The sequence below is a fragment of the Streptomyces sp. NPDC096193 genome, from assembly GCF_040302905.1.
In the GTDB taxonomy this organism is placed as follows: domain Bacteria; phylum Actinomycetota; class Actinomycetes; order Streptomycetales; family Streptomycetaceae; genus Streptomyces.
Map to the genome: position 1 here is coordinate 256,076 of NZ_JBEOSJ010000002.1, position 15,141 is coordinate 271,216.

General features: G+C 67.5%; 9 protein-coding genes. 8 read left to right on the forward strand and 1 reads right to left on the reverse strand.

Annotated features, from left to right (window positions below):
• Positions 1–185: 185 nt before the first annotated feature.
• Complete coding sequence (locus tag ABTX78_RS03880) at positions 186–4,019, reverse strand: GH92 family glycosyl hydrolase (RefSeq protein WP_352205214.1); 3,834 nt, start codon at positions 4,017–4,019, stop codon at positions 186–188.
• 509 nt (positions 4,020–4,528) lie between these two features.
• Here ABTX78_RS03880 and ngcE point away from each other — a divergent pair.
• From ngcE to dxs, 8 genes are all read left to right on the forward strand, one after another.
• Positions 4,529–5,977, forward strand: coding sequence for an N-acetylglucosamine/diacetylchitobiose ABC transporter substrate-binding protein (gene ngcE / locus ABTX78_RS03885; protein ID WP_352205215.1), 1,449 nt, complete (start codon positions 4,529–4,531; stop codon positions 5,975–5,977).
• Between the two features lie 49 nt (positions 5,978–6,026).
• Entirely contained in the window at positions 6,027–6,950 is a 924-nt protein-coding gene (locus tag ABTX78_RS03890) for a carbohydrate ABC transporter permease (protein WP_352205216.1), read from the forward strand.
• Between the two features lie 91 nt (positions 6,951–7,041).
• The gene (locus ABTX78_RS03895) at positions 7,042–7,959 is read left to right on the forward strand and encodes a carbohydrate ABC transporter permease (protein ID WP_502993754.1); all 918 of its coding nucleotides are present in this window, start codon (positions 7,042–7,044) and stop codon (positions 7,957–7,959) included.
• A gap of 241 nt (positions 7,960–8,200) precedes the next feature.
• Entirely contained in the window at positions 8,201–9,400 is a 1,200-nt protein-coding gene (locus tag ABTX78_RS03900; protein WP_352205217.1) for an ROK family transcriptional regulator, read from the forward strand.
• 122 nt (positions 9,401–9,522) lie between these two features.
• A complete protein-coding gene (locus ABTX78_RS03905; protein WP_352205218.1) occupies positions 9,523–10,635 on the forward strand; it encodes a substrate-binding domain-containing protein in 1,113 nt (370 codons plus the stop codon).
• 181 nt (positions 10,636–10,816) lie between these two features.
• A complete protein-coding gene (locus tag ABTX78_RS03910; protein ID WP_352205219.1) occupies positions 10,817–11,605 on the forward strand; it encodes an ATP-binding cassette domain-containing protein in 789 nt (262 codons plus the stop codon).
• On the forward strand, positions 11,602–12,903 hold the full coding sequence (locus ABTX78_RS03915; protein ID WP_352205220.1) for a sugar ABC transporter permease: 1,302 nt from the start codon (positions 11,602–11,604) through the stop codon (positions 12,901–12,903). The genes ABTX78_RS03910 and ABTX78_RS03915 overlap by 4 nt, the downstream gene beginning before the upstream one ends.
• A 163-nt stretch (positions 12,904–13,066) precedes the next feature.
• Positions 13,067–14,980 carry a 1-deoxy-D-xylulose-5-phosphate synthase gene (gene dxs / locus ABTX78_RS03920; RefSeq protein WP_352205221.1) on the forward strand — a complete coding sequence of 638 codons (1,914 nt, stop codon included), beginning with the start codon at positions 13,067–13,069 and terminating at the stop codon, positions 14,978–14,980.
• The last annotated feature ends 161 nt before the right edge of the window (positions 14,981–15,141 follow it).

A 15,141-nucleotide genomic window follows, 5' to 3' on the forward strand; every position in this document is an offset into this window, starting at 1 on the left:
TCACCCGGTCGGTCCTCGCCAAGACGCCGGAGGCGGGGCTGTGCGCCCCGCCGGAGCCGGCCACGGCGCCTGGGACCGGGTCGGCCGCGACGGCGGAGCCGGCATGCGAACAGGCCCGCACCGGCGGAGCCGGATGCGGGCCTGTCAGCGAACTGCCGGGCAGCGCCCGGATCATGAGGGCAGGATCAGGAGATCAGCTCGATCTCCGCCAGCGTCGGTGTTCCCACCGCCACCAGCCGGTACGACGTGTACGTACCGGGCCGCGCGACAGTGAAGGCGCGGGTCTGCTTGTCCCACGTGAACTTCTGGCCGGACCGCTGGTCGAGGTCCTTCCAGCGCTCCCCGTCGTTCGAGCCCTGCAGCACCCACCCGGTCGGCGCCTTGGCGCGGGCCGAGGAGGTCAGCGTGTACTGGAGCGCCCGCGTCTTCGACGCCACCGGGAGTTCCACCGTGCCGAGCGTCGCCTCCGTCGCCGACGAGTTGTCGAACAGCGGACCCGAAGCCTCGATCACGTCGTGCCGCGGCTTCGGCGCCTGGTCGTCTTGGGTGATGGAGACGGGGGCCGCCTTCTTTCCGCTGCCCCAGGCGGACGGCTTCGGTCCCATCGCGAACTCCAGGGTGCCGCCGCGGGCGATCAGTTCGTGCGGCAGAGCGGTGGAGTTCCAGGACTTGCCGTTGACCTTGAGGCCCTGGACGTAGATGTTCTTCGCGCTGTTCTCCGGTGCCTTGACGACCAGCTTGCGGCCGTTGTCCATGCGGACCGTCACCTTGGTGAACAGCGGCGAGCCGATCGCGTACTCACCACTGCCCATGACCAGCGGGTAGAAGCCGAGCGAGGAGAACAGGTACCAGGCCGACTGCTCGCCGTTGTCCTCGTCGCCGTGGTAGCCCTGCCCGATCTCGCTGCCGGTGTAGAGGCGGGAGAGCACCTCGCGCACCTTCTCCTGCGTCTTCCAGGGCTGCGAGGCCGCGTTGTACATGTAGGTGACGTGGTGGGCGACCTGGTTGGAGTGGCCGTACATGCCCATCCGTACGTCACGCGCCTCCGTCATCTCGTGGATGACGCTGCCGTACGAGCCGACGAACTCGGGGGAGGCCGTCTCCGGGGTCGAGAAGTAGGTGTCGAGCTTCTCGCCGAGCCCGGAGCGTCCGCCGTAGAGGTTGGCCAGGCCGCGGCTGTCCTGCGGAGCGGTGAAGGCATAGCCCCAGCCGTTGGTCTCCGTGTAGTCGTAGCCCCACACCCGCGGGTCGTACGAGGCGCTCGGCACCCGCCAGTCGCCCTTGAGGTCGCGGCCCTGGAAGAAGCCGGCCTCGGAGTCGAAGAGCGAGACGTAGTTGCGCGCCCGGTTGAGGAAGTACTCCGACTCCTCCTTGTACCGCGGGTTCTTGGTCTTCTTGTAGAGCGCCTTGCCCATCGAGGCGATGCCGTAGTCGTTGAGGTAGCCCTCCAGCGACCAGGACAGGCCCTCGTGGGTCGAGGTGGACGCGTAGCCCAGGAACGGCGAGGTCTCCATGCCCTTGCGGCCGACGCCCGAGGACGGCGGGACGACCGACGCGTTCTTCAGCGCGGCCTCGTACGCCGCCTCGGCGTCGAAGTCCACACCCTTGACGTACGCGTCCGCGAAGGCGACGTCGGAGCTGGTGCCGGTCATCAGGTCCGCGTAGCCCGGCGAGGACCAGCGGGAGATCCAGCCGCCGTCCTTGTACTGCTGGACGAAGCCGTCCACCAGCTCGCCCGCCTTCTTCGGCGTGAGGAAGGAGTACGCGGGCCAGGTGGTGCGGTAGGTGTCCCAGAAACCGTTGTTGACGTAGACCTCACCGTCGACGATCTTCGCGCCGGTGTGAGTGGGGGTGTCCGGACCGGTCATCGGCGAGAACGGGCTCGCGTACTGCTGCTTGGGCCGTGCCTTCGTCCCGGTGTTCTCGAACCCGGAGTTCGGGTAGAGGTACAGCCGGTACAGGCTGGAGTAGAGCGTGGTCAGCTGGTCGCGGTTGGCGCCCTCCACCTCGATCCTGCCGAGCACCTCGTCCCAGGCGTCCTGCGCCTTGTCCTTGACCCGGTCGAAGCGGCTGCTCGCCGGGAGTTCGTCGGCGAGGTTCTTCTTCGCCTGGTCGACGCTGATGAGTGAGGTGGCCAGGCGCAGCGTGACGGTCCGGTCCTCGCCGGCGTCGAACCGGAAGTGACCGCTGACGCCGGTGGCGCCCGAGTCGGTGACGGGCGCGTCGAAGACGCCGTGGACGAAGAGCCGGGTGGCGCCCGTCGACAGGCCGCTCTTCACGTCCGAGTAGCCGCTGAAGGAACGGGTGGCCGGATCGAGGGTCAGGCCGCCCTCCTTCGTCACGTTGTCGAAGAGGATGCTCGCGTTGTCACCGGGATAGGTGAACCGCATCATCGCCGCGTGGTCGGTCGGGGCCATCTCGGCCTTGAGGCCGTTCTCGAACGTCACGCCGTAGTAGTGCGGACGCGCGGTCTCGTTCTCGTGCCGGAAGGGCAGCGCCCGCTTGTCGCGGTCGGTGTCCGGGGTGCCGGCGAGCGCCGAGGGCATCACCTGGAACGTCTGCCGGTCACCCATCCAGGGGCTGGGTTCGTGGCTGGCGGCGAACGCCTCCACCGCGGGCAGATTGTCCGCGTTGTTGCCCCGGGAGTACTCGTACAGCCAGCTCTTGGACTCGGCGTTGGTGACCGGCGTCCAGAAGTTGAAGCCGTGCGGCACGGCGGTCGCGGGGAAGGTGTTGCCGCGCGAGAAGGAGCCGCTGGAGTTGGTGCCGCGGGTGGTCGAGGCATAGTCCGAGAGGTGCGCGAGGCGCTTCTCCGGGGCCTTCGGCGCCAGCGTGATGTCATCGACCCAGCCCTGGAACTTCGCCGGGCCCTTGGGGGAGTCGTACGCCACCAGAACGCGGTCGACGGTCTTGCCGGACGCCACCGAGCCGATCCGGGACGCCACGTGGTTCCACTGGTTGACGTACAGCCGCTTGGCCGCGCCCTGGCCCTGCGGGGTCAGCAGCCCGCCGTGCGCGTCCACGGCCCGCAGATCACTCAGATAGGTGCCGTCGGTGAAGGCGAGGTCCACCGACACGTTCGTGGCCGGGTAGTTCAGATCCGTCTCCGGAAGGGAGGGGAAGACCCGGTACGAGAGCTCGGTGTCGCGGCCGACGGCCGTGTTGACGTCGAAGACCTTGTTGTACGAGTAGGCCCGTCCGTCCGCCTTGTGGTTGCCGGCGTAACGCAGGGCACGCTTTCCGGTGAATCCGGCATTCGACTTGGCGGTGGGGGAGCCGGCCGGCCCGCGGTCGACGAGGCTGCGCATCTCGTCCGGCGCCGGGGCGCTGGTGTCACCGTTGGAGAACTGGACGTCGGCCAACTGGGTGGCGTCCGAGGCGCCGTTGTTCTTGGTGATCTCCAGCCGGTAGTGCGCGTAGGCGGTCACCTCGGACGCGGCGCCGATGTCGTACGTCCTGGTCTGGAAGCGCTTCTCGAAGCTCTGGCCCTCGCGGGTGTCCAGGACCTTCCAGTCCTTGCCGTCGGCGGAGCCCTTGAGGGTCCAGTCCTTCGGGTCCCGTTCGGCGTGGTCGTTCGCGGACGTCATGGCGTACGTGACGACCTTGACCGGTTCGTCGGTGTCGAACTCGATCCAGGCGGTGGGCTCGAATCCCAGCCATTTGGTGCCCGGCTGAAGATCGACCAGGTTCTCCTTGGTTTCTCCCGCGCCGGTGTTCTCGCCGCTCGCGCGGAGCTCTATCACCTTGTCGGTGATGTTGCCCGGTATTCCGGTGGAGAAGCCGCCGTCGACACCGGATGACCGCTTCTTTCCGTCCGGGCCGACTTCTACGGTATTGCGCCAGTCGGGCTGGCGTTCGTCCTCCTCGAAGGAGGTTGTGAATTCCCGGTCCGCGGCGGGACGAGCCGTCGGCGCGGGCTGGGCGACCGCGGCCGACTGGCCCGTCACCACGAGCAGGGAAGCGGCAGCCACGAGGGCTGCCGCGTTGAGTGGACTCTGCCGAAGTCTGGGTCTGGCCATCACGGGCCTGTCCTCCAGGTGAAGCCGCGTCGGACAACGTTGTCAGCGCGATGCGCAGGCTCCAGTAGGGAGGCAAGTGCCATGCGGTGTCAAGGGTGTTGGCGACGTGGCGCGGCTGGATTCGACCGTTCCGCAACAAATGATGTGGTCATATGGGCGCGCACGGGGGCCAGGTATCCGTCGAGGTCTCAACTCGGGAAAGACTGCTCCCCAAAGTTGCTTTCGATCTTGCTCCGTTGACCTGAAGTGGACTATACCTGTCGGCGTCCGCATACCTGTTTTATATGGCAGCGGACCAGGGGGGACGGGGGAGGCGGACGGCCGAGCGTATCGACTACCGTCCCCACACGATCCGTTCCCGCTGCCAACCGTGCACGACCCCGAGCTTCACTGGTTTTCCCCCCGGGAGAACACAGCAACTGACCGCGGTGGCGGGGCCCTTCGCCTGTGGCGATATGGACGGGCGACCGGTACACCGCCTGAGTCCTGGAGAAGGCGAGGACTTGAGCATGGGATCCACCTCCGCCCACAACAATGAGGGCCTTGGCCGTCGTAGTCTGATCAAGCGGTCTGCCGCACTCGGTCTGCTGACCGTGCCGACGATGAGCTTCCTGTCCGCCTGCGCGAGCGGCGACGGTGGCAGCAGCGACAAGGTCGACAAGGGCCAGAAGTCCGCCAAGAATCCGCTCGGCGTCAATGAGACGGCGCAGCTCGAGGTGGTCATCTTCGACGGCGGATTCGGCCAGCAGTACGCACTGGACGCCGAGAAGAAGTACCAGGCCGCCTTCCCCAAGGCCCCCAAGGTCAAGCACCGGGCCACCCAGAAGATCCAGTCGGAGCTCCAGCCGCGCTTCAACGGCGGCACCCCGCCGGACCTCATCGACAACTCCGGCGCCCAGCAGATGGACATGGGCGTCCTGGTCGGCAAGAAGCAGCTCTCCGACCTCACCCCGCTGCTCGACGCTCCCTCCATCGACGACCCCAACAAGAAGGTCCGCGACACCCTGCGGCCGGGCATCGTCGAGATGGGCCAGTTCGACGGCGCGCCGGTCTGGATCCTCTACTACGCCTACACCGTCTACGGCGTGTGGTACTCGCAGACCAACCTCGAAAAGCTCGACTCCGCGTACCCGGAGACCTGGGACGAGATGCTCGCGCTCTGCGAGAAGGCGAAGAAGAAGGGCATCGCCGGCTGGACGTACGCGGGCAAGCACCCGTACTACCTGCCGTTCTCCCTGTACCCCTTCATCGCCAAGATCGGCGGCCGCGAGGTCCTCGACGCCATCGACAACCTGGAGCCGAAGGCCTGGGAGCACCCCGCGGTCAAGGCCGCGTTCGAGGCGTACTACGAGCTCTACAAGAAGGGCTACATCCTCAAGGGCACGCCCGGCATCGACCACATCCAGTCCCAGACGGCCTGGACCGAGGGCAAGGCGCTCTTCATCCCCAACGGCTCCTGGGTGGAGAACGAGGCGGCGAAGACCACGCCCAAGGACTTCAAGATGATGGTGGCCGCGCCCTCCGGCCTGGACGCGTCCGACAAGCTTCCGTTCGGCACCATCTGGGCGTCCGGCGGCGAGCCCTTCATCGTGCCGGCCAAGGCGAAGAACGCCGAGGGCGGTATGGAGCAGCTGCGCATCATGCTCAGCGAGGCCTCGTCGAAGAGCTTCACCGCACAGGTGAAGTCCCTGACGGCGTTCAACGGCGGAACCGACGGTCTGGCGCTCTCGACGGCCATGCAGTCCGGCGTCGACTCGCTGAAGAAGGCCGGCGCCAACGTGGTCAACCCGCGCATCCAGGACTGGTACGTGAAGCTCCAGAAGGAGCAGATCGGCGTCGCCGGTCTCGGTGAGATGATGGCCGGCCGCGCGACCCCCGCGGAGACCATCAAGAAGATCCAGGGCTTCGCGGACGCGGCGGCCAAGGACCAGTCGATCAAGCACTACAAGCACCAGTGAGCAGGCGTCACCAGCGGCGGCATTCGCCGGAAGATCGGGGTCGGTAACCATGCAACACGGCAAGTACCGGTTCATCGTGGGCTTCTTGGCTGCCCCCTTGGCCTTGTACGCGGTCTTCGTCATCTGGCCGTTCATCCAGTCCATCTACTATTCGTTCACGGACTGGACGGGCCTGAGCCCGGACTTCAAGATGGTCGGCTTCGACAATTACCGTCGAATGCTGGACGACGACATCTTCTGGAAATCGCTGCAGCACAGCCTCTGGTTCGCGCTGCTCCTGCCGCTGGTGACGCTCGGCCTCGCACTGTTCTTCGCGTTCATGCTGAATGTCGGCGGGCGGCGCCGGAAAGGCGCCGCCATCGCCGGCGTCCGCGGTTCCTCCTTCTACAAAATCGCGTACTTCTTTCCGCAGGTGCTGTCGATCGCGATTGTCGCCCTGCTGTTCCAGTTCGCGTACAACCCCAACGACGGTGCGATCAACGGCGCGCTTCAGGCCGTCGGTCTCGACAGCATCCAGCCGGACTGGCTCGGCGACCCCGATCTCGCCCTGTGGTGTGTCATGGCGGTCCTGGTCTGGAGCACGGTCGGATTCTTCGTCGTCCTCTTCTCCGCCGGAATGGCGTCCATTCCCAAGGACTTCTACGAGGCGGCGCTGCTCGACGGCGCGAGCCGGTTCACCACCTTCTTCCGCATCACCCTTCCGCTGCTGTGGGACACCGTGCAGTCCGGCTGGGTCTACATGGGCATCCTCGCCCTGGGCGCGGAGTCCTTCGCGGTCGTGCAGATCATGACCGTGGGACCGGGCGGACCCGACTACTCGACCACGGTTCTCACGCTGTACGTGTACCAAACGGCCTTCCGCGACGGACAGGCCGCCTACGCGACCACGATCGGTGTCGCCCTGCTCGTCGTCACCCTGGCCTTCGCGGCCGTCGTGATGCGGCTGGGCCGGCGCGAGCGGCTGGAGTACTGATGCGGCGTCATCCCGGGGACACGCCCTCGGACCCCCGGCAGAAAAACAGCTCGGTCGCGGTGGCCGGCACGACAGCACGAGGTGATCTCCGGTGAAATCCACTGACGCGCCGCCCGCCGGTGTCCCCGAGGTCCGCCCGCAGGTCGTGAAGACGAAGGTGGAGCCCGCCCCCACGAAGAAGAGCTCGGGCGGTGTGCTCAACGTCTTCTCGCACGGCGTGCTCGTCATCTGGGCGATCATGGTCGTGCTGCCGCTGCTGTGGGCGGTGATGACGTCCTTCAAGACGGACCGGGCGATCTTCACCTCGCCGTGGTCGCTGCCCGACTCGCTGCACTTCGAGAACTGGTCGCGCGCCTGGAGCCAGGCGCACATGAGCGACTACTTCCTCAACACCGTCCTGGTGGTGGGCGGTTCGCTGATCGGCACGCTGCTGTTCGGCTCCATGGCCGCGTACGTCCTGGCGCGCTTCGACTTCCCCGGGAACCGCTTCATCTACTTCCTCTTCATCGGAGGAATGAGCTTCCCGATCATGCTGGCGCTGGTGCCGCTGTTCTACGTGCTGAACAACGTCAGCCTGCTCAACACGCTGCACGGGCTGATCCTCGTCTACATCGCCTACTCGCTGCCGTTCACGGTCTTCTTCCTGACCGCCTTCTTCCGGACACTGCCGTCGTCGGTGGCCGAGGCCGCGATGATCGACGGCGCGTCGCACACCCGGACCTTTTTCCAGGTCATGCTCCCGATGGCCAAGCCCGGGCTGATCAGCGTCGGCATCTTCAACTTCCTCGGGCAGTGGAACCAGTACATGCTGCCGACCGTGCTCAACACGGACCCGGACCGCAAGGTGCTCTCGCAGGGTCTGGTGGAGCTGGCCGTGAGCCAGGGGTACAAGGGCGACTGGTCCGGACTGTTCGCCGGTCTGGTGATGGCGATGCTGCCGGTGCTTGCCGCGTACATCATCTTCCAGCGTCAGGTGGTGGCGGGACTGACGGCCGGCGCGATCAAGTAGCCGCCCGTGCCACAGCGACGGCCGTGCCCCGGCGGGCCTTCCCGCCTGGGCGTTCGCCGTGCCGGTGCCTTGTGCACCCGGCGCGCGGCGATCCCTCACGCCGCTCAAGGTCTTGACGGGATAACCCCCTGGGCGTTCAGCTTAGAGTTCACAAGTTGGAGAGACGTCGGGATTGCCTCACGGGGATTCCGGCCGGGGGCGGCCGTCGTGCCGCCCACCGGGGGCAGGAGTGGATGAGTCAATGGAGACTCCGGGATCGCAGACATCTCTGCACCGGGCCAACCTCGAACGGGTGGTGCGCGCGGTCCGCATGGCGGGCTCGCTGACGCAGGCCGAGATCGCGAGGAGCACCGGCCTGTCCGCGGCCACGGTCTCCAACATCGTTCGCGAACTGAAGGACGGCGGCACCGTCGAGGTCACTCCCACCTCCGCCGGCGGCCGACGGGCCCGCAGCGTCTCCCTCAGCGGTGACGCGGGCATCGTCATCGGCGTCGACTTCGGCCACACGCATCTGCGGGTCGCCGTCGGCAACCTCGCCCACCAGGTGCTGGCCGAGGAGTCGGAGCCGCTCGACGTCGACGCCTCCTCCGCGCAGGGCTTCGGGAGAGCCGAACAACTGGTCAACCGGCTGATCTCGGCGACCGGGATCGGCCCGGACAAGGTGATCGGCGTGGGCCTCGGTGTGCCCGGTCCCATCGACGTGGAATCGGGCACGCTCGGCTCCACCTCGATCCTGCCGGGATGGACGGGGATAAACCCCAGCGAGGAGCTCTCCGGACGGCTCGGTGTCCCGGTGTACGTGGACAACGACGCCAACCTCGGCGCCCTCGGCGAACTGGTCTGGGGCAGCGGTCGGGGGGTGCGGGACCTCGCGTACATCAAGGTCGCCAGCGGTGTCGGGGCCGGTCTGGTGATCGACGGTCAGATCTACCGCGGGCCCGGCGGCACCGCCGGGGAGATCGGCCACATCACCCTGGACGAGTCCGGTCCCGTGTGCCGCTGCGGCAACCGCGGCTGCCTCGAGACGTTCGCCGCCGCCCGCTACGTCCTGCCGCTGCTGCAGTCCAGCCACGGCGCCGATCTGAGCATGGAACGCGTGGTCCAGCTGGCCCGGGAGGGCGACCCCGGCTGCCGCCGGGTCGTCGCCGACGTGGGCCGCCACATCGGCAGCGGCGTGGCCAATCTCTGCAATCTCCTGAACCCGAGCCGCGTAGTACTGGGCGGGGACCTCGCGGAGGCCGGAGAATTGGTTCTGGGACCCATTCGTGAGTCCGTCTCCCGGTACGCCATCCCCAGCGCCGCGCGGCAGCTGTCGGTGGCACCGGGCGCTCTTGGTGGACGGGCCGAGGTGCTTGGCGCACTGGCTCTTGTGCTCAGCGAAATGGGCGATTCGACCCTTCTTGACAGCGCTCTGCCGACCAGTGCGCCTGCCTTCACTTAGATAACGAATGGCACCGTTGTCATCTCGTTAAGGATTTACTCCTTGACGCTGACACCGGGGCCGAGTTGACTTCCAGCCACCTCGGCCGCAACGACGCGGCCCCGTCAGGGAGGTTTCCACAGATGAACGCACATCTGCGTCGTGCCGCCGTTGCTACTGCCGCCACCGCCATGGCCGTCTCGCTCGCCGCTTGTGGCAGCGCGAAGGAGTCCGGCGACAAGGCCAAGGAGTCGGGCGCCGCGAAGGGCGACGACATCACGGTCGGTCTGCTGCTGCCGGAGAACCAGACCGCGCGCTACGAGAAGTTCGACAAGCCGATCATCGAGAAGAAGATCGGCGAGCTGACGAACGGCAAGGCGAAGCTCGTATACGCCAACGCCAAGCAGGACGCGACGCTGCAGACGCAGCAGGTCGACACCATGATCACCAACAAGGTCGACGTGCTGATCGTCGACGCTGTCGACTCCAAGGCCATAGCCGGCGGCGTCAAGAAGGCCAAGGACGCCGGTATCCCCGTCGTCGCCTTCGACCGTCTCGCCGAGGGCCCGATCGACGCCTACACCTCCTTCGACAACGAAGAGGTCGGCCACGTCCAGGGCAAGGCGCTCCTCGAGGCGCTGGGCGCCAAGGCCAAGGCCGGGCAGATCGTCATGATGAACGGCGCGGTCACCGACCCGAACGCCGCCCTCTTCAAGAAGGGCGCGCACGCCGAGCTCGACGGCAAGGTGAACATCGGCAAGGAGTACGACACCAAGGAGTGGAAGCCGGAGAACGCCAACGCCAACATGGAGGCGGCGATCTCGGCACTCGGCAAGGACAAGATCGTCGGCGTCTACTCCGCCAACGACGGCATGGCGGGCGGCATCATCACCGCCCTCAAGGGCGCCGGCCTCGCCAAGCTCCCCCCGGTCACCGGCCAGGACGCCGAGCTCGCCGGTGTGCAGCGCATCGTCGCGGGTGAGCAGTTCATGAGCGTCTACAAGCCGTACGCGCAGGAGGCGGCCGTCGCCGCCGAGATGGCCGTCGCGCTCGCCAAGGGCGAGAAGCTCGACTCCATCGCCAAGGAGAAGGTCGACAGCCCCACCACCAAGGGTGTTCCTTCGGTGCTCGTCCCGGTCGTCTCGCTGACGAAGGACAACATCAAGGACACGATCCTCAAGGACGGCATCTACAGCATCCAGGAGATCTGCACCCCGAAGTACAAGGCCGCCTGCGACACGCTCGGCCTGAAGTAGGACCGTGAGCCCCCGCGGGGCTCACCTCCACAGAAGCCTGTCCGGCATCCCGCCCTCCACATCACCCCGCTGCTCGGGCGGGATGCCGGACGGATCACTTCGCTCTCTTTTCCCTGCTGCTCAGCTCAGCCTCCGCGCCACACCCCGGCGCGGCATCCCCGCCGGTCAGGCGGCGAAGGAGATGGTTCACGTGTCCGCTACGCCCGTGTTGGCGTTGCGAGGGGTCTCCAAGCGATTCGGTGCCGTCCAGGCGCTCACCGACGTAGAGCTTGAGGTCCACTCCGGAGAGGTCGTAGCCCTGGTGGGCGACAACGGCGCCGGAAAGTCCACGCTGGTCAAGACGATCGCCGGCGTGCACCCCATCGATGACGGCGTCATCGAGTGGGACGGCAAGTCCGTGTCGATCAACAGGCCGCACGACGCCCAGAACCTGGGCATCGCGACCGTCTACCAGGACCTCGCGCTGTGCGACAACATCGACGTTGTCGGAAACCTGTACCTCGGCAGGGAGATCCGCAAGCGCGGCATTCTCAACGAGGTCGAGATGGAGCGTCGTGCTCTCGAGCTCCTCAACACGCTGTCGATCCGCATCCCCAGCGTGCGCATCCCGATCGCGTCGCTGTCCGGCGGTCAGCGCCAGACGGTGGCCATCGCCCGTTCGATGCTCGGCGAGCCCAAGCTCGTCATCCTCGACGAGCCGACCGCGGCCCTCGGTGTCGAGCAGACCGCCCAGGTCCTCGACCTCGTCGAGCGCCTGCGCGAGCGCGGTCACGCGGTCATCCTGATCAGCCACAACATGGCTGACGTCAAGGCCGTAGCCGACAAGGTCGCCGTCCTGCGCCTCGGGCGCAACAACGGTGTCTTCGACGTGAAGTCCACGTCGCAGGAAGAGATCATCTCCGCCATCACGGGCGCCACGGACAACGCCGTGACCCGTCGTGCGGCGCGCAACGCGGAGGTTCAGAAGTGAACATCGACAAGACCTCCACGACGACCGACGCGCCCACGGACGCTCCCGTCGTGAACCCGGAGGCCGCCAAGGCCGCCGTCACCGCGGTCGACCCGCGGCTGCTGGTGCGCGAGCAGGGCCTCGCGGGCTACTTCTCCGAGTTCAAGCGCAAGATGCACGCCGGGGACCTGGGCTCGATGCCGGTCATCGTCGGTCTGATCATCATCGGCGCGATCTTCCAGAGCCTGAACTCGAACTTCCTCTCCGCCGAGAACCTCAGCAACATCGCGGTCACGATGGTCGCCACCGGCATGATGGCGGTCGGCATCATCTTCGTCCTGCTGCTCGGTGAGATCGACCTCTCGGTCGGCTCCGTCAGTGGTGTCTCCGGCGCCGTGGTCGCGGTGCTGAGTGTCACCCACGGCATGAACGAGTGGCTCGCGGTTCTCGTCGCGGTGGTCAGCGGCGCCGCCATCGGCGCGCTCCACGGCTTCTTCTTCGCCCGGATCGGCGCCCCCGCGTTCGCCGTCACGCTGGCCGGCCTGCTGTTCTGGCTCGGCTTCATGCTCCAGCTGCTCGGCGAGAACGGCACGATCAACCTGGACGGCGAAGGTGTCGTCGGCCAGCTGACCACGTACTACTTCACCGACGTGGCCGCCGCCTACGGTCTGGCCGCGGTCGCCGTGGCCGGCTTCTTCCTCTCCAGCTTCTACGACAACCGCCGCCGTGCGGCCGCCGGCATCCCGTCCCGGCCGCTCGTCGACATCGTGGTGCGCACCGTGGCCCTGGCCGTGATCGCCTTCGCCGGCGCGATCATGTTCAACCAGTACAAGGGCCTGCCGCTGGCGCTGGTCCTGTTCCTGGCCGTCCTCGTGATCACGGACTTCGTCCTCCGCCGTACCACCTACGGCCGGAAGATCTTCGCGCTCGGCGGCAGCGTGGAGGCCTCGCGGCGTGCCGGTATCAACGTCACGGCCATCCGGATCTCCGTCTTCTCCCTCGCCGGCACCTTCGCGGCCATCGGCGGCCTGTTCTGGGCCTCCAAGATCGCGGCGGCGAACCAGAGCGCCGGCGCCGGTGACCTGCTGATGAACGTCATCGCGGCGGCCGTCATCGGCGGCACCAGCCTCTTCGGTGGCCGCGGCCGGACCTGGAACGCCCTCCTCGGCGTCATGGTCATCGTCTCGATCCAGTACGGACTGGCGCTCGAGGGCATCGCCACCCCGATCCAGTACATGATCACCGGTGGTGTGCTGCTGGCCACCGTCGTGATCGACTCGATCACCCGCAAGACGCAGAAGACCGCAGGTCGCGCATAGCAGAACCAGCCAGTGCCCGGCACCGTGACACGGTGCCGGGCACTGCTGCGTCTGGGCCTTCGGAGTGATGCGGAACGCACCGCCCGATGACTGCGCCCCGTCGCGGAACATTAGACTCGACGAATCGGCACGCTCGACCAGCTCAACAGTCAAGGAGGCACGGGTGGCTTTGCTTACCCGTATCAAGGGACCGCGCGATCTGGACCGGCTCAGCCCGGAGCAGCTGGATCAGCTGGCCGCAGAGATCCGGACCTTTCTCGTCGACGCGGTCTCCAAGACCGGCGGGCACCTCGGTCCCAACCTCGGCGTCGTCGAGCTGACCATCGCTCTCCACCGGGTCTTCGAGTCCCCGAAGGACAAGGTCCTGTGGGACACCGGTCACCAGAGCTACGTGCACAAGCTCCTCACGGGCCGTCAGGACTTCTCCCGCCTCAAGATGAAGGGCGGCCTCTCCGGCTACCCGTCGCAGGCCGAGTCCGACCACGACGTCATCGAGAACTCCCACGCCTCCACGGTGCTCGGCTGGGCCGACGGCCTCGCCAAGGCCAACGAGGTGCTCCGCAAGGACGACCACGTCGTCGCGGTCATCGGTGACGGTGCCCTGACCGGCGGTATGGCCTGGGAGGCGCTGAACAACATCGCCGCCGCCAAGGACCGCCCGCTCGTCATCGTCGTCAACGACAACGAGCGTTCCTACGCGCCCACCATCGGCGGCCTGGCCAACCACCTCGCCACCCTCCGGACGACCGACGGCTACGAGCGCTTCCTCGCCCGCGGCAAGGACATCCTGGAGCGCACCCCCGTCGTCGGCAGGCCGCTCTACGAGACCCTGCACGGCGCCAAGAAGGGCCTCAAGGACTTCATCGCCCCGCAGGGCATGTTCGAGGACCTGGGCCTGAAGTACGTCGGCCCCATCGACGGCCACGACATCGAGGCGCTGGAGTCCGCCCTCGCCCGCGCCAAGCGCTTCGGCGGACCCGTGATCGTGCACTGCCTCACGGAGAAGGGCCGCGGCTACCAGCCCGCCCTCCAGGACGAGGCGGACCGCTTCCACGCGGTGGGCAAGATCCACCCCGACACCGGCCTGCCGATCGCCAGCTCGGGACTCGACTGGACCTCCGTGTTCGGCGAGGAGATGGTCCAGCTCGGCAGGGAGCGGGAGGACATCGTGGCGATCACCGCCGCGATGCTCCAGCCGGTCGGGCTCGACAGGTTCGCCAAGGCCTTCCCGGACCGTGTCTACGACGTCGGCATCGCCGAGCAGCACGGCGCGGTCTCCGCGGCGGGTCTGGCGACCGGCGGCGTGCACCCCGTCTTCGCGGTCTACGCCACTTTCCTCAACCGCGCCTTCGACCAGGTCCTGATGGACGTGGCCCTGCACAGGTGCGGCGTCACGTTCGTCCTGGACCGCGCCGGTGTCACCGGCACCGACGGCGCCTCGCACAACGGCATGTGGGACATGTCGATCCTTCAGGTCGTCCCGGGCCTGCGGATCGCCGCGCCGCGTGACGCGGACCAGGTGCGCGCCCAGCTGCGCGAGGCGGTCGAGGTCGACGACGCGCCGACCGTCGTGCGGTTCTCCAAGGGTGCCGTCGGCCCCTCGGTGCAGGCCGTGGGCCGGGTCGGAGGCATGGACGTCCTGCGGGAGGCGAAGGTGGCCGACCCCGACGTCCTGCTCGTCTCCGTCGGCGCGCTCGCCCCGATGTGCCTGGAGATCGCCGATCTCCTCGACAAGCAGGGCATCTCCACCACCGTGGTCGACCCCCGCTGGGTCAAGCCGGTCGACGAGGCCCTCGCGCCGCTCGCCGAGCTGCACCGGGTCGTCGTCACCGTCGAGGACAACAGCAGGGTCGGCGGTGTCGGCTCCGCCGTCGCCCAGGCGCTGCGGGACGCCGGCGTCGATGTCCCGCTGCGTGACTTCGGCATCCCGCCGCGCTTCCTCGACCACGCCTCCCGCAAGGAGGTCATGGCCGAGATCGGCCTGACGGCGCCGGACATCGCCCGCCAGGTGACGGGGCTCGTCGCCAGGCTGGACGGCCGCTTCGACAGCGAGGCCGTGGAGCCCGCCCGCGACTGACCGTCACCCGCTTGACGCGAATGGCACTGCACAGCGTGCATGAAGAGGGGCCGGAGGGTCACCCTGGGGGGGTGGTCCTGCCGGCCCTCTCGCGTGAAGCGTGCCTTTACGGCCGCCCGTGGACCACCCGCCGTCCCGATCATGTCGGGGATGCCAAGCGT